The 21720-nt window shown below is 67.2% G+C and carries 14 protein-coding genes and 1 pseudogene; all 15 read right to left on the bottom strand.

Features of this window, described 5'->3' with window-relative positions:
- Nucleotides 1-162 precede the first annotated feature (162 nt).
- Nucleotides 163-3411 (bottom strand): annotated as a pseudogene (locus tag ACQPYS_RS05895) (NAD-glutamate dehydrogenase); the annotation flags it as partial.
- Between the two features lie 261 nt (nt 3412-3672).
- The gene (locus ACQPYS_RS05890; protein WP_433491910.1) at nt 3673-4545 is read right to left on the bottom strand and encodes a hypothetical protein; all 873 of its coding nucleotides are present in this window, start codon (nt 4543-4545) and stop codon (nt 3673-3675) included.
- 27 nt (nt 4546-4572) lie between these two features.
- Entirely contained in the window at nt 4573-5706 is a 1134-nt protein-coding gene (locus ACQPYS_RS05885; RefSeq protein ID WP_431941488.1) for a hypothetical protein, read from the bottom strand.
- A gap of 109 nt (nt 5707-5815) precedes the next feature.
- Nucleotides 5816-6163 (bottom strand): helix-turn-helix domain-containing protein, encoded by a 348-nt coding sequence (locus tag ACQPYS_RS05880; protein WP_245664832.1) that lies wholly within the window; start codon nt 6161-6163, stop codon nt 5816-5818.
- Nucleotides 6164-6186: 23 nt separating this feature from the next.
- A complete protein-coding gene (gene eccE / locus ACQPYS_RS05875) occupies nt 6187-7914 on the bottom strand; it encodes a type VII secretion protein EccE (protein WP_431941489.1) in 1728 nt (575 codons plus the stop codon).
- Nucleotides 7911-9275, bottom strand: coding sequence for a type VII secretion-associated serine protease mycosin (gene mycP / locus ACQPYS_RS05870; protein WP_433491909.1), 1365 nt, complete (start codon nt 9273-9275; stop codon nt 7911-7913). Before mycP ends, eccE begins: the two co-directional genes overlap by 4 nt.
- On the bottom strand, nt 9275-10813 hold the full coding sequence (eccD, locus tag ACQPYS_RS05865) for a type VII secretion integral membrane protein EccD (protein ID WP_433491908.1): 1539 nt from the start codon (nt 10811-10813) through the stop codon (nt 9275-9277). Before eccD ends, mycP begins: the two co-directional genes overlap by 1 nt.
- Nucleotides 10810-12300: an AAA family ATPase gene (locus ACQPYS_RS05860; protein WP_433491907.1), complete on the bottom strand. Its 1491-nt coding sequence runs from the start codon at nt 12298-12300 to the stop codon at nt 10810-10812. Before ACQPYS_RS05860 ends, eccD begins: the two co-directional genes overlap by 4 nt.
- 240 nt (nt 12301-12540) lie before the next feature.
- Complete coding sequence (locus tag ACQPYS_RS05855) at nt 12541-13377, bottom strand: ESX secretion-associated protein EspG (RefSeq protein ID WP_433491906.1); 837 nt, start codon at nt 13375-13377, stop codon at nt 12541-12543.
- Between the two features lie 43 nt (nt 13378-13420).
- Complete coding sequence (locus ACQPYS_RS05850) at nt 13421-13732, bottom strand: WXG100 family type VII secretion target (RefSeq protein WP_433491905.1); 312 nt, start codon at nt 13730-13732, stop codon at nt 13421-13423.
- A gap of 50 nt (nt 13733-13782) precedes the next feature.
- On the bottom strand, nt 13783-14199 hold the full coding sequence (locus tag ACQPYS_RS05845; RefSeq protein ID WP_433491904.1) for a WXG100 family type VII secretion target: 417 nt from the start codon (nt 14197-14199) through the stop codon (nt 13783-13785).
- Between the two features lie 43 nt (nt 14200-14242).
- Nucleotides 14243-15598, bottom strand: a complete 1356-nt coding sequence (locus ACQPYS_RS05840) for a PPE domain-containing protein (protein ID WP_433491903.1) — start codon at nt 15596-15598, stop codon at nt 14243-14245.
- Between the two features lie 30 nt (nt 15599-15628).
- Nucleotides 15629-15964 (bottom strand): hypothetical protein, encoded by a 336-nt coding sequence (locus ACQPYS_RS05835; protein WP_431941496.1) that lies wholly within the window; start codon nt 15962-15964, stop codon nt 15629-15631.
- Nucleotides 15965-16082: 118 nt separating this feature from the next.
- Nucleotides 16083-20096: a type VII secretion protein EccCa gene (eccCa, locus tag ACQPYS_RS05830; RefSeq protein WP_433491902.1), complete on the bottom strand. Its 4014-nt coding sequence runs from the start codon at nt 20094-20096 to the stop codon at nt 16083-16085.
- Nucleotides 20093-21649: a type VII secretion protein EccB gene (eccB, locus tag ACQPYS_RS05825; RefSeq protein ID WP_063042702.1), complete on the bottom strand. Its 1557-nt coding sequence runs from the start codon at nt 21647-21649 to the stop codon at nt 20093-20095. Before eccB ends, eccCa begins: the two co-directional genes overlap by 4 nt.
- Between the last annotated feature and the right edge of the window lie 71 nt (nt 21650-21720).

Here is a 21720-nt window from a genome sequence, read left to right as displayed (position 1 = left end):
ACGGCCCGACGCCCCCGAGGTCGGCGGCCGAGCCGCGTAGGGCGCGAGTAGCGGCACGAGACAGGGCGGATGATCCATCGGCCGATCGGTTCCGGCGGCACAGCGCAAACGACGGGTGGCCGTCCGGCGCGAACCGGACGGCCACCCGCGAATTCCGGGCTATCAGGCGACGATGCCGGACTCCGAACTACCCGCCAGACTCCGCACCTGCCGCGCCGCCACCGACAGGGTTGCCAGATCGTGCCGGCTCACCCCGAAGATCTCGGTGAGCGCGGCCCGGGCCCGGGTCAGCCGTGACCGGTTGGTCTGCTCCCAGTAATCCAGCTTCTCCGCCACCGGATCCTCCGGATCGGTGGCGGTGGCGATATCGAGGGTCAGCAGCCGCAGCGACTCGTACAGGTCGTCGCGCAGCGCCAGCCGCGCCAGGCTGGCCCATCGCTGATCGTGGTCGAGATCGCCGACCGCACTGATCAGCCGGGTGATCTCCAGATGCGCGTTGAGCGCGAAGTAGAGTTCGGCGATCTCCCGTGCGTCGCGTTCGGCGATATCGGCGATATCCAGCACGTCCAGCAGCGGGAAGAGATGGATCAGGCGGTAGACCTCGGCCGCCAGATCCTGCGGGGCGCCGTGTTCGGTCGCCTCGGTGGCGTGCGCGGCGACCCGTTCGGCCAGCGGTTTCGGCAGCCAGCCGGGCACCCGGTCCGCCAGCGCGCGCACCCCCTCGCGATAGCGGCTGATATCCGCTCCGATCGCGATCGGCTGCGGCCGGTTGAGCAGCAGCCAGCGCGCGGCACGTTCCAGCGTGCGGTTGGTCTCCAGCTCGAGCTGATCGCGTACCGAGGTCGGCATCTGCTCGGAGCGGATGCGCTGCCACAGTCCCCGCAGTCCGAAGATCTCCACCGCGGCGGCGAACGCGCGCACCGCGTCATCGGTGGTGGCGCCGATCTCCTCGGACAACCGGAAGGCGAACGTGGCACCGCCGAAATCGACCATCTCGTTGACCACCACGGTGGCCACGATCTCGCGGCGCAACGGATGCCTGGTGATCGCACCGGCGAAACGTTCCCGCAGCGGTGTCGGGAAGTAGCCCGGCAGCACCGCCGCGAAAGTGGGGCTGTCCGGCAGGTCCCCGGCGAGCAGGTCGGCCTTCAGCGCGAGCTTCACATGGGCGATCACGGTGGCCAGTTCCGGGGAGGTCAGCCCCGTCCCACCGGCGATCCGACGCTCCATCTCGGCATCACCGGGCAAGGCCTCCAGCCGGCGGTCCACCCCGCGCCGGGTCTCCAGCTCGGTGAGCAGCCGCCGGTGCACCGCACCGCGCCGTCCGGCACCCGATCGGGACAGGCCGATCCGGAAGTTCTGCGAGATATTGTCACGCAGAACCAGTTCGGCGACCTCGTCGGTCATTTCCGCGAGCAGTGGGTTACGGTCCTCGATATCGAGTTCACCCGCCGAGACCACACCGTCGAGCAGAACCTTGATGTTCACCTCGTGATCGGAGCAATCCACACCCGCGGAATTGTCCAGCGCGTCGGTGTTCATCTTCCCGCCGTTACGGCAGAACTCGATACGCCCCAGCGATGTCGCGCCGAGATTACCGCCCTCGCCGATAACCTTCACCCGGAGCCGATCGGCGTCCACCCGGACCGCGTCGTTGGATTTGTCACCCACATCGGCATTCGTCTCCGAACTCGCCTTGATATAGGTGCCGATACCGCCGTTCCACAGGAGATCGACCGGCGCCTCGAGAATCGCGCGGATCATCTCCGGCGGCGAGAGGCGGGTGACTCCGGCCGGAATCCGCAGCGCCGCACGAACTTCCGGGCTGACGGGAATGGCCTTCGCGGTGCGGTCGTAGACGCCACCACCGGCACTGATCAACGAACGATCATAATCGGCCCAACTCGACCGAGCCAACCCGAACAACCGCGACCGCTCACCGAACGACGACCCCGCATCCGGATCCGGATCCAAAAAAATATGACGATGATCGAACGCCGCCACCAACCGAATATGCTCCGACAACAACATCCCGTTACCGAACACATCCCCACTCATATCCCCAACACCCACCACAGTGAAATCCTGCGACTGAGTATCCACCCCCATCTCCGCGAAATGCCGCTTCACACTCTCCCACGCCCCCCGCGCGGTAATCCCCATCGCCTTGTGGTCATACCCCGCCGAACCACCCGACGCGAACGCATCCCCCAACCAGAACCCATACCGACCCGCAACATCATTCGCGATATCGGAAAACGTCGCCGTACCCTTGTCCGCCGCCACCACCAAATACGTGTCATCACCATCACGACGCACCACCCGCTCCGGTGGGAGCACTGTTCCGGTGCCGTGTTCGACATTGTCGGTCAGGTCGAGCAGCCCGGAGATGAAGGTCCGGTAGCAGGACACCCCCTCGGCGAACAGTGCCTGCCGGTCGGCGGCGGCGTCGCCGGTGGTGGCCGGCGGGCGTTTCACCACGAAACCACCCTTCGCCCCCACCGGCACGATCACCGCGTTCTTCACCGCCTGCGCCTTCACCAGACCCAGGATCTCGGTCCGGAAATCCTCCAACCGATCCGACCACCGCAAACCACCACGCGCCACCGCACCGAACCGCAGATGCACACCCTCCACCCGCGGCGAATACACGAAGATCTCGTACTTCGGCCGCGGCTGCGGCAACAGGGTGATCGACTGCGGATCGAACTTGAGGGAAAGGTGCGCGGGCGGCTCGCCGTCGCCGTCGCGACGGAAGTAGTTGGTGCGCAGGGTCGCGGTGACCACATTGAGCACCGCGCGCAGCACCCGGTCGGTGTCCAGGCTGACCACCGCATCGATTTCGGCTTCCAGCCATTCCGCGATACCCGCGGCCGAGCCGGCGTCGCCGTCGGGATCGAAATACGCCTCGAACAGGCGCACGAAACCGCGGGACATATCCGGATTGGCCAGCAGCACCCGGGTGATACCGGCGGCACCGTAGGAGAATCCGGCCTGCTTCAGATATTTCGCGTAGGCACGCAGTACCACGACCTGACGCCAGTGCAGCCCGGCCCGCAGGATCAATTCGTTGAGCGTATCGACCTCGGCGACACCGAACCACATGGCTTCGAAGGCCGCGGTGAATCTCTGCGCGATCCCCTGGGCGCCCGGGCTTGCGGGCTGATCGAGATCGGCTTCCAGCTCGGGATCCAACTGGGTACGTAGCACCGCCGAGACCACGCGTAACCGGAAATCGTAGATCCAGTCCGACCGGTCACCGTCGGATTCCAGCTGATAGGGCCGTTCGTCCACGACCTCCACACCGAGGCTGTGCAGCACCGGTAGCACCCGGCTCAGCGAAACGCCCTCGCCCGCGGCGTAGAGCGTGAATCGCCACTCACCCGGCGGCGCTTCGGCCGTACGGTACAGCGCGGTCCGGAAACGCGCCGACCCCAGTTCGTCCGGATCAATCCGGAATCGCATCGGCGAAACTGTGTCCTGCATTGTCGTCACCGTGATCCGCGCCTTTCCGCTTCGGTTTCGAACTTCTTCACCAGGCACTCTACGCGTTTAATGTGCCACTGTATAGCGGTACGTTACGCGTGTGTAAACCGTCACCGGATCCGGCGCGCCGGGAAGAAAGCGCGCCGATGAGATGTTCGCCACCACAGAGCCTTCGGATGGCCCACGCTACGGATGCAGCAGACCGGACCGCATCAGAAAAGTCCGCGCACCGGCGCTGTCGGTGAACGCACCGGTGTCCACTCGCAGACCCGACCGGGTATCGGCATACCAGATCGCCGCGGAGGCGCTGATCGCCGCGAACACCTCACCGTCGGATACAACAGTGCCGCCGGCAGAACGCCATTGCGTGACCGCCTGAGCGAGCGCGGCGGGCGCGGCGGTCTGCACCTGGAACGCCAGCTGCCGCCCCCCGGTGATCTCACCCATCAGCAACGGGCTCCCGGAGTCGAGTACGCAGCTCTGTACGCCGTCGGTCTCGTCGTGCGGACGGCACGAGGCGGACTGCAGAGGAGCGGGGAGCGCGGAAACCGCGTCGGTGGCCGCGACGGGCCAGTTCGGGCCGAACCCGGGCGGTCCGGTGAGCGGCGGGCCGGTCACTGTGCACGACTTCACCATCAGGAAGGCGAGCACCAGCAGCACCGCCACCGCGACACCACCCGCCGCGCGCCACTGCCATTTCGGATGATGCTTCTGGACGACGGCTTCGGTCTCGTCCACCAGATGCGAACGGAGGAATCCGAGTACTCCGTGCCGCCCGTGGTGATGGCCGGACTGTCCGTGCACCGGGTGCTCGGCCTCCGGCCGATCCGGCGGCACCGCACCGTGGCGGTGGTGTTCGTGCGGCCGGCCGGCCGGCGCACTCGCCCGGCCGCTCATCTCGGCCGGATGGGTGCCGAGACCACCGTGCGGGCCACCCGGCGCCACGGCACCACCGTGGGCCGGCGGCGGGCCGCTCTCCGGGAGCGGCGCACCGCAATTGGCGCAGGCCGAAGGCCCCGCGGCCGCGGTATGCCCGCAGTACTGGCAGCGGACCGTCATCGGCGCACCCCGTGTCTCATACCGGCCTCACTGCCCGGTGATGACGATCGAGGAGATCGCCACCGTATTGCTGGAGCTGTCACCACTGGATTTCAGGACGGTGAGCGTGATCTCCGAGGTCTTGATAGGCGGCTCGATCCGGGTCACCACCAGTGACCGCTGATCCAGGGTCTCCTGGGTGTAGGTGGTCTTGTTGTCGTCGTCGAACTGATACGAGACACGGCTCACCGTCCGGTATTTCGTCCACTGGTCGGTGCCGTCGGTGCCCACATGGTCCCAGCCGGGCACGATCGCGATCGAATCGATCTCGTACTCCTGGCCGAGATCGATCCGCAGAACCTGACCGTCGATCTTGTACGCGCGCGGGCACAACCATGCCTTGCCCGGTTCGCCGGAGAAGGCGTCCATTCCGTCGGTGCCGCCCGACGGGCATTTCGACTCCGCCGATTTCGGAACGATGGTGCCGCTGCCGGGCGGCTGTGGGGTCTGGGGTGCCGGCTGGGCCGGCGCCGGGGAAACGGCCAGCGGCTGGGTCTGTGAAGTGTCCTCTTTCCCGCCGGTGACCACCAGTAGCACCACGATCAGCAGCGCCACCACAGCCGCGATCGCGAGGGCGACCCGCGGTTTGCGCAACTGATCGGCGACCTCACGGGCGATTTCCTGCGGCGTCTGCCGCTCGGCGCGAGCAGGCTCGCGGGCCTCCGATTGCTCCGGCGGCGCCTCGGGCGGTGCGGTCGCGTTCAGCCGGTCCGCGACACGTTCGGCGTTATCGGAGGCGAAGCCCGTGGAACCGTTGCCGGGGGCCTGCCCGCTGAGCAACGCGTTGATCCGCTCGCTCGCCGAAGGCCCCGCGGTCGAGCGCCGCGGCCGCGACACCGCGACACCGGAATCCGGTTCGGCGGCAGGCATGTCCAGACCCACCGGCGACGGAGAGTCGCCGGGCTCGGCCACCACATCGCGGACCGGCGCCGCCGGCGCGAGCAGTGATTCGTCGAAGGCGATCTCCGGCCCGCCCGGACCCGAGATCGGCTCGGCCTCGGGCGCGGCGGTCTCCGTAGGAGTGTTGCTGCTGGTGAGCCCGAAAGCCGGATCCGCCAGGAGGGCATCCAGAATCGCGCCTCGATTGCGGAGAAATACGTCTCCGGAATCCGCATCGGGCATAGCCGAAATGGTATCGGCTACCGCCCCGGCGATAGCCCCATCATTCCCAACAATGGGGACTCGACAGGCCCGTGCCGAACAGTCCGCCGGGGGTGCCGGACCGCCCCGTTCACCGTGTCTTCTCTGCCGTCACGAAGTACTCGGGCGGTACATCGAACACCCGCGCCAACGCGATGATCAGGTCCAACCGTGGGATGGCGTCGCCGTGAATCAACCGGTACAGACCCGACTGCGAGACCGGCACATCCGGATACGCGAGTTCCAGGTGCTGGGCGAGCGAATACAAGGTCAACCCACGTGTCGACCCGTCCTCGGTGGACACCACCGATTCGGCGATCAGTTCCGAGAGCCGGCTGGAGAAAATCGCCGCGGCCGCCTGTCTCGGTGTTTGCTCCTGTACGCCGTCCGGGTTGTCGAATCTGCCACTGCCGGGTTCGGGATCCGCTACCACGGTCATCGAGATTACCTGCTCTGTCCTAGTCACCGGGCCGGATATCCATGAGGCCTGGTCACCGGAACGGTCCGTTCGGAATTACCGGGTGGCGGGGAAACCGTCGGCGGGCGGTCGCTGTGGTCGAGAAAGCGGGTCTCGCCGCGCGGTTCGACCAGGTTCACCCGGACGGTACGCATCGGGATCCGCACATCCAACTGTGCCTCCCCGACCTGTTCGATCGACAGATCCACCGAGCCGCGACGCGGGCTGCCCGGATCGCTGATCGATACCGTGGTCGGCGCGGCCGATGCCTGGGGCGGCAGCTGATCGAACACGGTGATGGCGGCATGCGCTCCCGGCTCCTCGTCGTCGGCGCCGGCCAGCCGCAGCGACCTGGCATCCCCGACCGCGGTGACGAGATGCTGCCACCGCTGGGGACGACTGGTGTGAACTTCGATATCGGCGCCGACGACCGTGGCCCGCAGTACCAACTGCTGGGCGACCGGAAGCATGGCGTGCACGTCGACGGTCCGGCGACGGGGATTGTAGGGGGCCGGATCGTACAGTGGTAGCGCGAGCTGATGCCGGGTCTGCCCGCTGATCGCACCGAGGATCTGGCCGTTGGGGCCGATCGCGATCGACAACTCCCGGCCCAGCTCCGGCGGAGCCTCCTCGACGGTGTTCTCGTCCCGGGTCAGCACACGCAGCGAAACACCCGTGGGCAGGGTGGAGCGGAGCGCCACGGACTGCCGCCCGGGCAGCCGCCGCAGATAATCCGGTAGCGCCTCGGTCATAGCCGGACCGATATAGCGCACCACGGCTCGGGGACCGTCGGTACCCGACAAGCTGACCACCAGGGTGGTACGTCCGCTGTTCCAGGTCCAGCAGTCGTCCAGACCCGAGTCGTCGAGTTCGGACCAATCGATTCCGAAGCTGGTGACAAACCGTCCCGGCACCGAGGTCTTCACCCGGTCCCATTGCTCGGTCAGATCGCCGAGCTCGACACCGGCGTGCAGCAACCGGGTCGCCTCGACCATGGCCGCCGCGGGCAATGGATGCGCCGCCATACCGCGTTCGCGCAGACGCCCGGCGATTCGATGTGCCGCGGTGGCGAGCGTCCGGGGGGCGACGACGGCGCACGGACCGCGCGCGGCCAGCGCTTTCAGGTTCCGGTGCTGATCGAGCCGGAGCACCAGCCAGGTCAGCCGGTTCCCGACCACCGGATGGGAACCGATCAACTGGTCGTAGAGCATGCTGTAACTACCCGCCGCCCGGACCCGCTGGCCGGTCGTGACGATATCGATATCGATACCGATCCCGTATTGGTCGAGCATCGGCAGCAGACTCTCCACCGCGACGGTGTCCTCGGTGTAAATGGTCTGCTCGGCGATCACTGTGGGCAGGTCGAGATTGGGGGCGAGCTGGATCATCGCGACCAGCACGTCTCCGTCCTCCACCAGACCGCACAATCCCGCCGGCACCTCGATATCGCGCAACGAGGGCTGCGCGGTGAGTAGTTCCGCCCGGCCCGATCGCCCGGTCCGGAAGTCGAGCCAATCGAGGAACCACCGTATGGGCGTCCGGCCGCGGAACCGCACGATCACCGTGAGCAACAGTCCCGCGACGATCGCCGCGGCACCCCACAACGGCAGATACGCGGACAACCCGGCCATCACCACACTGCCTCCGATCGCCATAACCGCGAACGGGCCGCGTTCCACTCCGGCGACCCGGCGGTCCGGCCCTCGGACCGCTCGCTCCGCTGTCGAGATCACCGCCGCTGCCTCCGCCGCGAGTTCACACCGTAGGTCGCGGTCGCGCCGATCAGTACCGCCGCGCCGATCACGATCGCCGCGGTGATACCCGGTCTGCCGTCCGGAGGCCGGGGCGGTGGCGGTAATTCCAATCCGGCCGCTTGGAACAAGCCCTCGGGAGGTTCGGGCGGGGTCCGATAGCTCAGCGCCGCGATCGGGTCGATCATCCCCGCTCCCACCGTATTGTCGATACCTCGCGCCGGCGCGTGCGCGCTGGCGGTGAGCCGGGCGGTGATCTCGGCGGGAGTCTCGTTCGGGAAGCGCGAACGCAGCAGGGCCGCGACGCCGGCAGTGTAGGCGGCGGCGAACGACGAGCCACCGACCGGCACCAGTTTGTCCGGGGCGCCGACCCCGTTGATCAAACCGGCCGAACCCGGGCCCAGCGATTCGATACCGGTACCCGGTGCGGCCACGCTCACCCACGGGCCCATCAGCGATTGGTCGGTGACCCCGCCGTACGCGGTGGTGAATCCGACCGACAGCACCGACTCACCGAAAACTCCGGGCACCGAGGCCGTTCGTACATATTTCCAGTTCCGCGGATCCGCCGGGCGGCCTGGATCGTAGTCGGGGTTCTGGGCGCACCCGGGACTGTCGGAATTACCGGCTCCGGCCACGATCAGCGACCCTCGGGTGTGCACGGCATAGCCGACCGCTTCGGCCAGGACACCGAGGTCGACACCCGAATCCACTGGCAGGCAGACCGGCAGAGGCACCACGATGATGCCCGCTCCCAGATTTGCGGCATGGGTGATCGCCCGGGACAGTGTGCGCACTTCCTGAGCGAGTCGTTCCCGCTGATCACCCGAGCTGCGTTCGACCCGGAAAGCCACGGACCGGTAGCGGATCGACAGGATCCGCGCATCGGGCGCGACGCCGGTGAAACCGTCCGCGGGATCCGCGGCACTGCCGATGATGCCGGCGATGAGCGTCCCGTGCGCGTCACAGTCCTGTAGTCCGTCGCCACCCGCCGCGACGTAGTCGCCACCGCTCACCAGATTGGGCAGTCGCGGATGCGGGGTCACCCCGGTATCCACGACAGCGACCGTGACCCCGGCGCCCCGGCTGAGCGTCCGCGCGTCGGCCAGGTTCAACGCCAATTCAGAAGGAGGCGTACGGGAGACGTCGGTATTCTCCAGCACACCCGACGCCAGACAGCCGCTCTCCTGTTTCGTCGGCAGTTCCGGTCCCGGCGGACCGTCCGGCGGTGCCACGCCGACGACCACCTCCGGTGGTACCAGGGCGGCGGCCGGTCCGGCCCCGGTACTCATCGCCAGGGTAATCAGTGCCGCCGCGGCGGCACCGATCAGACGCAGACGCATCAGATTCCTCGCATGGCGGTGTACACACCCATGATCCAGAAGGCGGTCACCGGAACCACGAGGATCAGCGCGTACTCGATCAGGTCGGTGATCCGCCGGGTCACCGGTGTCAGTCGCTTGCCCGGTAGCCGCAGCGCCGCGGCCAGCGCGGAGCAGGCGATGAGAGCGGCGACGAGAACGACGGCCAGGCGCGCGAACGAGCTCTCGTAGGCGCCGACAAGTACGGCCGCGACGCCCAGCACCGTGACCGCGGATCCACTGATCAGCGCGATCGCCTGCACCCGGTCGGGGTACCAGCGCGAACGCATGGCCAAGATGCCGGCCACCGCGGCGCCCATCACGATCTCCCGGATTCCACCGGGACTGACCGCCGCGCAGATCACTGTCGATACCGAGAGCAATCCGGAGACCGCGACGATGAGGCCGCGCAGGCTCGTGACGGCGAGCCGCGCCCGGCTCTCGATACCCACCTCGCGGCTGCGCCGCGACTCTTCCGCGGCCGCCGCGACCTCGGCGTCCTGCTCTACATCCCGGTGGGTTTCGGCATCGAAGATATCGGTGAGCGTCGCGGGATTCACCTCGTTACCGGGGTCGGGCAGATCCGGCGGCCGGATACGGGCGATGACCACCGCGATCCGAGGCGCGAGCGTGAGCAGTACGAGTCCGACGAATACCGCGCCACCGGCGACCTGGCGAGTCACCAGGTCGAAATAGGCCAGCGGGAGGACCGTCAGCGTCACCGTGATACCGAGCACGGCGACGCTCATCAGCGTGGCGATCCCGGTTCCGGTCAACCGCATCATCGCCATGGCGGCGACCGCTGTCACCACCGCACCGGCCACGATATTGGCGGGCGCGAACGGCCCCGGCTCACCGTATGCCGGGGGCACGAGCATGGCGCTGCCGGCGAACAGTAGCGGGATCGCGGCCAGACCCGCCCCCAGCGAAATGCGCCGGGCGGCACCGCTACCCCGGATCGCGACGGCCGCGATCCAGCACAGCACCCCCAGCAACAGCGCCGGAAGGCCACACCACAGCAGCGAACCGGACTGGGTCCACGCCCAGGAGAGCATGGTGGCCAGGCCCACCGAGCCGATACCGAAGACACCGAGACCCACCACCGCGGCGGTCTCGGCATCGAACTCGGCGAATTCGCGTTCGTTGATGAGCGCCAGGGCATCGGTGATGTCCTCGACAACCGGGGTGAAGACTTCGGCCGATTCGACCGGCGCCAGCATGAGCACCGTACCGTCGACGATGTCGTGGTCACCGAGACTGCGCCAGCGCGGGATGGGTGACTCGCCCGGACGCGCCAGGCTCCACTGGCCGTGCGGCGGGGTGAAATCCACCTCCTCGTCACCGATCGCGGTCGCGAGTACGGTCACCAGGTCGTCGATGAAGGTTTCCACCGTGAACTTGGTCGGCACGACCACATCCACCTGGTAGCTGGACACCATCACGGCGACCCGCGCTCGCGCGACCTCGGCAGGAGCGGCGCTACCCGCCGCCGACGGGGCCGCTGTCTGCACAGCGGTCACCGCATTCCCCCGCGCTCGCCGCCCGAGGGTTCGGCGACATAGCCGGGGAAGTCGTCGGCCAGATCGGCCGCGAGGTCCTCGAACGCCAACAAGGTTTCCTTCTCGAGCATGCGCAGATCGATCTCACCGCCTTCGGCGAGATGCGGATCGAAGGGAATCTGGATGGTGGGCCGCTGCGCCGAAGCGAACAGCTTCTCGATTGCCTCGATATCCACCGTAGGTTTGACCGGATGCTGCCGGACGATCGCCACCACCGATGTGGCGATCAAATGGTCGAAACCGTGGGAACTGAGCCAGTTCAGGGTCGCGACCGCACCGGTGACACCGCCGACGGTCGCGGGGGTCACCACAACGACCGCATCGCTGGTACGCAATACCGAATCGGTCGACGAATCGAGCACTCCGGTTCCACAGTCGACCACGAGCAGATTGTAGTGCCGACGCAGGATCTCCACCCCGGCCTGATATTCGTTGCCGGTCAGGGCCTCCGCCGCGTCGGTGGTCCACGGCGATGCCACCACGGCGAGGTCGGCGGTATTGACCGAGGTATAGGAATGCACCGCCGAGAAGGAGTCCAGCCGCCCGCCGGCCTGCGCGAGATCCCGCAGTGTGAGACCGAACTGATGCCGCGTGGTCCGGCTGGACAGATCGCCGAAATCCGGGTTGGCGTCGATGGCGACCACCCGGTCGGGCCGCAGCTTCGCGAAGGTCGAACCGAGACCGGCAGTGGTGGTGGTACGACCCACGCCACCCTTCACACTGACCACCGCGATCTGGTATGGCACGGTGAGTTGCCGGCGAATCCGATTACGCCGGCTCTCCGCCCGCTGTTCGGCCGGCGAGAGGCCCAGATTGAAGCCGACCTTGTTCAGTGCCCCCCGCATACCCTTGTTCGAGCGCAGATGGGCCTGGCGCACGGCCGCGATCTCGGCGAGAAGTTCCGCGGAGGCCAGCGCCGGAGGTAGCACCTCGATACGCCCGGTCGAATCGTAGGACGGCCGGTGGATCCGGTCGGGGACACGCGACGGGTCGGCGACGGGGCGCCCGGTGGCCGGGTCGGTGGCCGCCATCGGGGAGTAATCGGTGTAGTACTGCGGGTTTCCGGTGTACGCGGCACCCGCGGCCGGCGCTGCGGCCGGGGGCGGCTGAGCCGGGCCCGGAGACTGCGCCGCGGTATCGGGGGGCGGCGTCGCCCATCCCGCCGCCGGCGCGGCACTCGGCTCCGGCGGCCCGGGCGGGGGCGGCATCGCCGCTACCTGGGCGTTCTGCTGACGGCGCGCTATGGCCCGCCGTTCCTCTTCCGCGGCCTGCTGATGGGCCGTGGCCGCCCGCTGCCGCAGATCGGCCAGATCGCCGTCGGCCGCGGGTTGACCGTCGGGAGCCGGAGCGCCGGGCGGTGGCGGGGAGACCGCGGAAGGCGGGGAACCGACGGTGTGCGATGCGGGCGCGGGTCCGGCCCCCGGATCCGGAGACGCTGCCGAACTCATCTGATCGGTACCTGTTTCCGGTGCTGTCGGCGATTCGGCGCCTGGGATGGAGGCCGCGGACGGGATAGCGGGGCGGGGAGGAACCGGCGGGGCAGCGGCCCGGGACGCTCCGCTACCGGGATGATCCTCTAGCTGTGCGAAGTAGGCGTCGTAACCGCCTTTGGCGAGCGCAGCGGTTGCGTCGCCATTGGTTGTCGGTGCCCGGTTCATCTCACCGTCCTCTCATCCAGCACTGGAACGTCAACCGGTGCGCGCGGTATCGAACCAGCTCCGGCCGGGCAGCAGCTCGGCCAGACCGTTGATACCACTGTGCAGGGCGGGATCGTCACCCGGCCGGAAGGTCGACCATATCCGGCCGTCCAGCGCCCTGCTGGGTGTGATGACCAATCGCCCTGCGAGCGTGTCCAGCACGCTCAAACAAGCGTTGAAGTCGGGGGTCGTCGCGCCACCGTCACGGTGTTCGATCATGAGCACCTCGGCCCGGCGGACGATCTCGTCCATCGCCCGGGTGAGCACGCTCGCCGTGCGGGGCTCCGCACCGAGTTCCCGCAGCGCCGACCTACGGCCGTCCGGATCGACCGGAATCTCCTGCAGGTCGTCGATCGCGATGCCGAGCGGTTCGAAACTCAGCACCGGATAGTCGCCCAGCGCCGATCCCAATACCGCCGCCAGTGTATTCAGTTGTCTGCCCTGGTGGAATACCGACTGGATGATCACCTCGTCATCGCAGCGCACCGCGAGTACATGCGCCTCCCCCGCGCGCACCAGCGACATGCGCAGCATGGTGGGGGTGTGTCCGCCGCGGCCGTTGTCGATCACCCGGACCACCAGCTCGACATCCGGGCGCTCCAGGCACCGGAGCCAACCGGCCACGACCGGATGTACCTCACCGCCGACGAGGATCCCCGCCTCGGTGAGCTGTTCCTTGACGACCGCCCAGACCCGGTCCCGGTCGTCGATCCGATAGATATTCGGCATGATGGCAAGGACCGGAGGATAGGTGTCGATACCGACCATGTCCTTGAGGACAAGGGCGGCATCGACATTCAGGTCGATGGTGACCGGATCGCTATCCACCGGTCCCGCCATCTCGGTAGCGCCCGAGGGTTGGCCGAACAAATTATCCCACGAGACCCATGAACTTGTTGGCGACCGCGAGGTCGGCACCGTCGATCATGCCGCCCTTGGTCGCCACCTCGATCACCTTGCCGTTCAGGCCGGCCAGGCTGGCCTCGTAGGAGTCGAGCCGCTTCTCCAGTTCCATGGCAACGGTTTCGTACCCGCCGGCACCGGAACCCTTGAATTCGTCGAGCAGCATCTGCTTGAGACTGCGCAACTGGCCGAGGTTGTCCTGCATACCGCCGAGCACGGACTTGACTCGCACGGTGACGTCGTCGACCTGTGCGTAATTGGCATAGATGGGATTGGTCATCGGAACCAACCTTTCTTACGAAGATTTGGAAATACGGCCTGCCGGGCCGATCAGAAGTTCAGCGACACCTTGCTCATATCGCGGTTGCCGACGCCTTCCACGGCGTTGTTGGCCCAGGCGCCGCTGGCGCTGCCGACATCCAGCGAACCGTCGGCACCGAAACGCGCGGCTCCCTGGAGGTCGAGGTCACCGAAGTTCACACCGCTGGCCTGGATCGTGTCCATGATGGTCTGGAGGAACTCGGCGACCTTCTTGCCTGTTTCGTAGGCGTTACCGAACGCGTTCTGGACCGCGGTGCCGGTCTGCCCCTTCAGGGACGTCTGCAGATCCGACTGCGAACCGGCGAGTGCCTGCAGGTGTCCCTCGAGCGTGCCCAGCGGGCCGGCCATTTTGGTGGCCACCGCCTTGAGGGTGTCCTCACTGGCCTGTGTGATACCACTCATATCACCGGACAGAGTGCCAGCCATGGTGTTCTCCTTTTCGATAAATCCTCAGCGAATCCCGGACAACTCACCGGGAGCTCTCTCTATTGTCTTGTTCCACCTCGTCATCGAGGCGATCGAGTACTCCCACTAGTGAAGAATCGATCAGCAGTTCCGCTTCGGGTTCCTCGTCCTGGTATTCGATGACACCGATCGCGGGGGGCCGCTCGAGAACCGGCACCTCGAGTTGCTCACCCGGGGTGAACACCTTGCCGGTCCGCTCTTCCTCCTCCTTCCTGCGCCGCCGCATCCGCGCCGTCGGCGCGGAAACCCGTTTGGGAGCGTTACGCACCGGCGCGCCGGTGGGGGCTCCGGAGGAGGCACCGAACGGGGTGCCGGAACCCGGTGTCCAGCCGCCGGGTAGCCGGAAGCCCGTCGCGGCGCCGGGCATCATCCCGATACCACCGCGGGCCATACCCAGTGCGACCAGGCTTCCGGCCCCGCCGCCGAGACCCGCGAGGGTCGGCGAAGTCGGCGAAGTGCCGTACAGGCTGTCCGGATTCGCGGAGTCGAGCCCGTAGGTCTCCGTACCCGGTCCCATCGCGGATTCACTGCCGATCGGCTGCTGGATATCGGACACCGGCTGATCCGGTGTGGCCTGGGTCGGCGGCTGTGTCGGGTCCGTGCCCGGATCCCCACTGCCCCCGTCGCTGCCACCGGTGGACTGGCCGGGGTCGCCCGTGGATTGGGTGGGGTCGCCTGTGGTCTGGGTCGGATGGTGGTCGCCGGTCAGCACATCGCTGTTTGGGCCGTTGGTCAGCAGATCCTGCAGTGGACCGCTCGTATCCGGCGGGTTCACCGGGCCGGATCCATCGGGTGCTACCACGATCGGCGGCGGCGGTTCGATCGGGATGGAGAGCAGGGTCGACACGACTTCCATCGCACCGGCCTCGTAGGCCATCATTCCGGCCCCGGCTCGCAAGCGAAGCACCATGTACTCTGCTTCCGCCGCGGCGACGGCCGCGGTCGCCACAGTGCCCGCCGGAGTGCCGGCGGTCGCGGCCGCCGCGGTGGTGGCCGCGGCCCGTTTGGCGATGGCGGCCACAATCTCCACCCGCGAGGGGATCGCCGCATCGACCGCCCGGTGCAGCTCGGCGGAGGCGCTCGCCGCCTTGGACAGGAAGCTGGCGACGGCCGCCTGCTGACGGACCCACTCATTGTGTTTCCGGAAGGCCGACTGGGCGCGCTGTGTGCTCAACCCGCCCGGCCAAGCCTCGGCCATGGTGGTCAACAGGCCGTCCGTTCCGGACGCCGCCGAGTCCAGCGCGGTCTCCACGCCGTCATAGGCCGTCGACGTATTGATGAGTGGCAACGCTCCGGGCCCGTTGTCCATCATGTTTCGGATCACCAGGGGGTCCAGCGCGAAGTACTCGAAGAACGGCATTCGCAGCTCCGTTCCGCAGCGGCTGGTGGATCAGTTGCCGAAAACCGCGCCGGCGATCGACGCGCCGGCCGCGCCGACACTGGCACCACCCGTGTTATCGGTGAGTTCGAAGGTCATGCTCGCCGGCACCAAGGTCTCACCGCCACGCAGTTTCTCGACGACACCGACAACGAGCATTTGGAAGTACGCGGCCTGCATGAGATTGAAGCCCGCGCTGAGCAGGAGACCGGGGAAATGCGGGCCGGTGGGCTCGGGCTGTGCCCAGGGAGCGGCGGAATGCAGGAAGCCCGAAAAGGTGGACTGCTCGGCGCTCACCTGAGCGCTGATCCCGGCGAACTGATCGGTGAATGCTGAGAAGGGGACCATCGATGACTCCGATCGATTGTTGCTGCTACCGCGTCCGGAGCGGTACACCAAGAACGCTAAGCCATTCCCAATCTTGGGGAGTCTCGCTCATCGGCCGGACCACGGCACTCTCGATCGGCTACGCGTCGGGTAGCCAGGCCGCCTGGACCAGGTCCTTCCGCGAAAGCAGCGGCTCAACCAGAATACCCCGGCCCACCGGCTGTTTCGTCGGTTTCACATCGCCGATGAGCATGCCGTCCAATTTCGACCCGTCCATGATGAATCCAGAGGAGTTCAGGTTCTTCACCTGCCCCAGCACACTGTCGTACATGGCCGAATCCGCCTGGGCGATATTGCGCGCGGCGACCAGATGGAAACCGGTATCGCGCCCGTCGACGATGATGTCCTTCAACGGATCGAGCGGATTCATCTGACCACGCTGGGCCACCATGTGATAGTCGTCGACGACCACGAAGATCTCCGGGCCACTCCACCAGGACCGGTCTTTCAACTGCTGCGAGGTGACCCCGTCCGGCGGGCGACGGGTGCGCATCTTCTGCACGAACGGCGGCAGGTTCTCCACCAGATCGCGGGCACTGGTGAGGTATCCGACCAGTTGTTCCGGCGGCAGTGCGTCCATGTGCTGGCGCCGGTAGTCGACCAGCAGCACCCGGGCCTCCTCCGCGGTGAATCGGGTGCGTATAGATTCCAGCAGCGCGGCCAAGGCAGTCGATTTGCCGCAGCCTGACGAACCGAGGATCACGAAATGGGTGGACACGCCAAAATCGATGGTGGCGGGCGCGAGGTCGGATTCGCGAATACCGAACGGCACCACCAGGCGCTCGGCCAGGTTCGTCGGTTGCGGGACGCGCGCCAGTATCTCGGGCATGGTTACCTCGCCGGGCAGCAGGCGAACCTCGGGTGCGCGACGGCCCGAGAAGGTCTGGGTCAACTGGCTGATCGCCGCGTTCAAGCCGGCCGCGGCGGTCTCGGCGTCACCGTTGCCGTCGGTCCGTGGCAGCGCGGTGAGCATATGGAGTGCCTCGTTCGAGACACACCGGCCCGGCCTGTTCGGCGGCACGGCGGCCACCACGGTGCGGTGCGTATTGAACACGGTGTCGGTGAGATCGCCGAGCCGCATCTCCAGCCGGGTCTGGATCAGATCCTTGATCGCGGGCCGGATCGCCGCCCAGCGCGAGCTGCTGATCACCAAGTGCACACCGTAATTGAGACCTTGTAGAGCGATGGACTCCATGGTCGGCATGTATTCGTCGTAGTACGGTCCGTTGACCGCGAACCCGATATCCCAGCCGTCCACCACGACGAACACGTCACCGTGTTCGTCGCCGTAGGAGGACAATTCGGCCGCGGACTCCGGGACACTACGGCGCCGGCGGAAGTCGCGCATGGAGTCGATGCCGAGGTGATCGAAAAGCGCCTGCCGGGAGGCGATCAGATTGCGGATGAGCGCGAAGGTCCGGCGGATCCGATCAAGGTCCCGGGCCGATGCCACCGCACCCACATGCGGCAGCGTGCGCAGGGCGGACAGACCGCCGGAGAAATCGAAGCAGTAGAACTGCGCCTGCTCCGGGGTATGCGTGAGCGCGGCAGACAGGATCAATGTCTGCAGGGCCGTGGATTTGCCCGACTGCGGTCCGCCCACGACCGCTACGTGACCGCCGGCACCGGAAAGATCCACCGACCAGACATCCTGGCGCTGCTGACGCGGTTTGTCCACGATCGCCCAGGGCAGGACCAGTCCACCCGGTTCCGCCGAGGCGATCAGCCGATCCAGAGTGGGCGGGACACCGAGCGGGGGAAGCCACATCTTGTGCGCCGGGCGGCCGTGCCTGCTGAACTGCTGCAGCACGGTCTCCATCACGCTGACCGGTTCGCCGTCGGTGTTTTCGGGTTCGGCGGCCCGTACCGGCTCCACCACCTGCACCGGACGTGTCTCGGCGATGTAGGAGGCCGTGAATCGCTGCGGCGGTTTGTAGCCTCCACCGGGGCGGCGGGCACGTTGCGCGCCGGAGGCGGTCGTCTGGGCGGGCGCGGTATAAGGGGCGCCGACATAGGCTGCCTGGAAGCGCTGCAGATCGCCGGCTCCGACCCGGAGATACCCCGAGCCGGGTTTCTTCGGCAGGTGGTAGGCATCCGCGGTGCCGATGGCATCGCGCGAATCGCTGGTCTGGTTGGTGCGCAGCGCGATCCGGTAGGACAGGTGCGCCTCGAGCTCGCCCATCCGGTTGGCGGGGACCTTCTGCGAGGAAAGCAGCAGATGGATCCGCAGCGAACGGCCCAGGCGGCCGATGGCGACGAACAGCTTCGAGAAGCTCGGATGCTGTTCCAGCAGTTCGGCGAATTCGTCGAGAATGATCAGCAGGGTGGGCAGCGGTTCCAGCCGCGCACCCTGTTCCCGCGCCCGCTCGTAGTCGGCGACGTTCGCGAAGTTTCCCGCGTCACGCAGGATGCGCTGGCGGCGGCCCATCTCGCCGTTGATCACGTCCTCCATACGGGTGACGAGATCGGCTTCCTCCTCCATGTTGGTCACCACCGCGGTCACATGGGAGAGCCGGTCGAAACCGAGGAAGGTCGCGCCACCCTTGAAGTCGACGAGCAGCAGGTTCAGCACATCGGGTGAATGCGACGCGATGGCGGAGAGCACCAGGGTTCGGAGGAATTCCGATTTGCCGGATCCGGTGGCGCCGATACACATCCCGTGCGGGCCCATACCCTCTTCGGCGGACTCCTTGATATCCAGATGTACCAGCTGGCCGGTGGGGTCGTGACCGAACGGAATGTTCAGCCGGTTGCGATCGGCATCGCGGCGGGTGGGCCACTGGCGGTCCACCCGGATATTGCCGGGATCGGTGATTCCGAGCATGTCCTCCCAGGAAGTACTGCCACTGGCCTGCTCGGCGGCCACGGCCTCCACCACTGTGGAGAGCCGGTACGGTGACAGCCTGCGCGCCACCGCGGTGGCCTGCGACACCGACATCGTATCCGCGGTTCCGACCAGGCGGCTCCCGCGTGGTGTCTGTTCCTCCAGGGCGCGTTCCGCGGTCACGGTGAATTTCAGCGAGCGCGGCAGTGATTGCTCCGACTCCCCCAGACGCAACCAGGTGCAGCCGTCGATACCGGAGATATCGCGATCGGTGTTCGCACCTCCGGATTCCACGAGCAGGACGAAATGCGATTTGTCCAACGCCGGTTCATTGTTCGCGGAGAACGGGCCACGGTTCAGCCCGGCGAGCACCTTGGCCCGCAGTTCGGCCACGGTGCGATACACCATACGGCTCGGCCCGATCGCGTCGTTATCCGCCGGATGTTGGGTATGCGGCAGCCATTTCAGCCACGACCACTGCGGATCGTCCGGATCGTGGAGAACCGCCGCGACCGCGACCTGGTCCGGCCCGTGCAGGACCGCGATCTCGGCGATCATGGCCCGGGCCAACCCCGCGATCGCGGCCGGATCACCGTCGAGGCCGACCAGCGGCGCCGACAGCAGATTGATCGCGACCGGCATACCCCCGACCGTCGAGTACGCCTTCGCGAACCGAGTCAACTCGACGACACCGACCGGATCCAGATCCGAGGTGGGGGCCGCTTCCGGGACGATCACCCGGACCTGGTTGGCGATCCGCCCGCGCCCCATGCGCACCCGCAGGAACTGCGGATTGGCGACCTGCACCTCCCACATCCGTTTGCCACCGACCAGGCGGCCGAGTCCGGCCGGGCCGGGGTGGGTGTAGGAGAGGTACTCGTAGAGTTCGGTCTCGGCCTCGTGCACGGTCTTCCGGTTGTCGGTGATCGACCGCAGGTAGTCCTTGCGTTCCTCGTTCAGTCCCGCCGCGGTGCTGTTGGCACCCCCGCCACCACCCAGCTGCCCACCGAGCATGCCGAACATGGATACGACCATCATCATGGGGAACATCAGCATCATCGGCGACATGGCGCGGCCGCCGGAGAACATCATGGCCATCATGCCGACCATGGCCGCCAGCATGATCACGGGCATGATCATCTTGAGCTTGGACATCGGCACCGGCCGCGGCAATTCGGTCGGTGGTTGCAGGCGCAGTTCGGTCACCGCCGGTGCCTTCGGGCCGCGCACCATCCGGGCCGGACGGACGAAGCGGCGTGTCGCGGTCATTTCCTGCCCGTCATCTGCACACCCGTCATATTCGTCGGTATCCCGTCGTGCTGGATCATGGCGTCACCGACCGAGAGGGTGGGGCCGACCGCGAACAACGAGACAATGCTCCAGGGGGCCGTTATCGGTTCGCGCAATCCCAGTGCGGACAGCGTCGGATCGTTCTTGCCGCCGCCCTTCATATCCGCGCCGATACCGTATCGAACCCCGCTGTCGGAGATCCAGAACAGCGATTCGCGCAGGGGCGATCCGGGTTCGGCGCCGGTCACCTGCACGAACTTCCCCGAGGTCCGGGGCAGATACGCGTAGTCGGCGGTCGCGCCACCGGAATAGGGCGCGGTCACCAGCCCGACTGTGCGCCCCTGTTCCTGTTTGGTGAGCGGCAGCTGCCGGCCATAGAGCAGACGGGTGTGCGCGTCCGGGTCGGTACCCGTGCGCTCCCAGTGATAGCAGGTGACCAGGTCCCGGATGGGATCGAGGATCTCGACCGGCTCGGCCGGATAGGTGGCGGTACCGGGCCAATCGCCCGGGCGCAGATTCGCCGCCGCGACATCGGGCCCGACGGTACTGGTCGCGACCGCCCCGTGCGAATTCGAATTGCGCACGATCGAGGCCAACACCGCGCTGACCCGTACCAATCCGGCATTGGACACCAGGTAGTAGGCAGCGGGCTGATTCGGGAGGGACACCGTGACGATCGATCCGACCACCGCGTCCAAGGACGGTTTCAGCGTCGCGGGCGATCCGGCACCGGGCACATCCGGGACCCGGATCGGCGCGACCTCGGGTATCGCCCCCAGCAGACCCGGTGAGGCCGCGGCCACCTGAACGCGGCTGTCGATCCCGAGCGCCAGCATCACCGGCGAATCCGAGAGGTTGATCTCGGCCCGGACCACACCCTGCACCGGATCGGAGTACACGAGCCAGGTGGCGTCGTCGCCACGCAGCAGCCGGGCCTGCCGTCCGCTCAGTTCGTGTACGGCGTCGTCGTCGACGGTGAGTGGTCCGGCGATGGCGGTTGTCAGCACCGCCGAACGCAACAGTGTCGGTAGGCCGGTCTTCGGGTCCACCGGAGCGGCCGCGCCGGTGCGGGCGGTATCACAGACCGTCCACTCCGAATCCTTCTCCGCTTCGTCGCTGATCTGCCCCGGAGCGCCCGGGATCCCGACCCACGGGCCGCGCGGATACTTCGCCAGTTCGTCGGGTGACACCTTCACCGGGTTGGCGGCCTGACCCACGATCAGCCGCGCGGAGGTCAGGTTGAGTGCGGGATGCAGCCGCTCGCCGAGCTTCACGTACAGGGCACCGCTGTCCTTCTCGGCGATGATCGGCGAATCGCCTACCGGCTTGGCCGGTTTGAAGAAGGCCAGCACAGCCGCGCCCGCGATACCGATGCAGGCCAACGCCACCCCGATCGAAAGTGCCGTCGACCGGCCTCGCGACGGATCATCGATCATCGATGCGTCGCGGCGGACCAGGGCATGCTCGATCCGGTGTAGCAGAAACCGCCAACCCGAAACCTGGTGCTTGGTCACCACCCGGAAGCGTGCCACCGGTATACGTTCCCTTCCGCCGACCTCGGCCACAACCTAACGCGCACCGCGAAACCGGCCACTCCCCAAGG

The organism is Nocardia grenadensis, from assembly GCF_050942415.1.
GTDB lineage: Bacteria > Actinomycetota > Actinomycetes > Mycobacteriales > Mycobacteriaceae > Nocardia > Nocardia grenadensis.
Note: the sequence above shows the minus strand (reverse complement) of the source record. Positions and strands in the feature narration are given on the sequence as shown.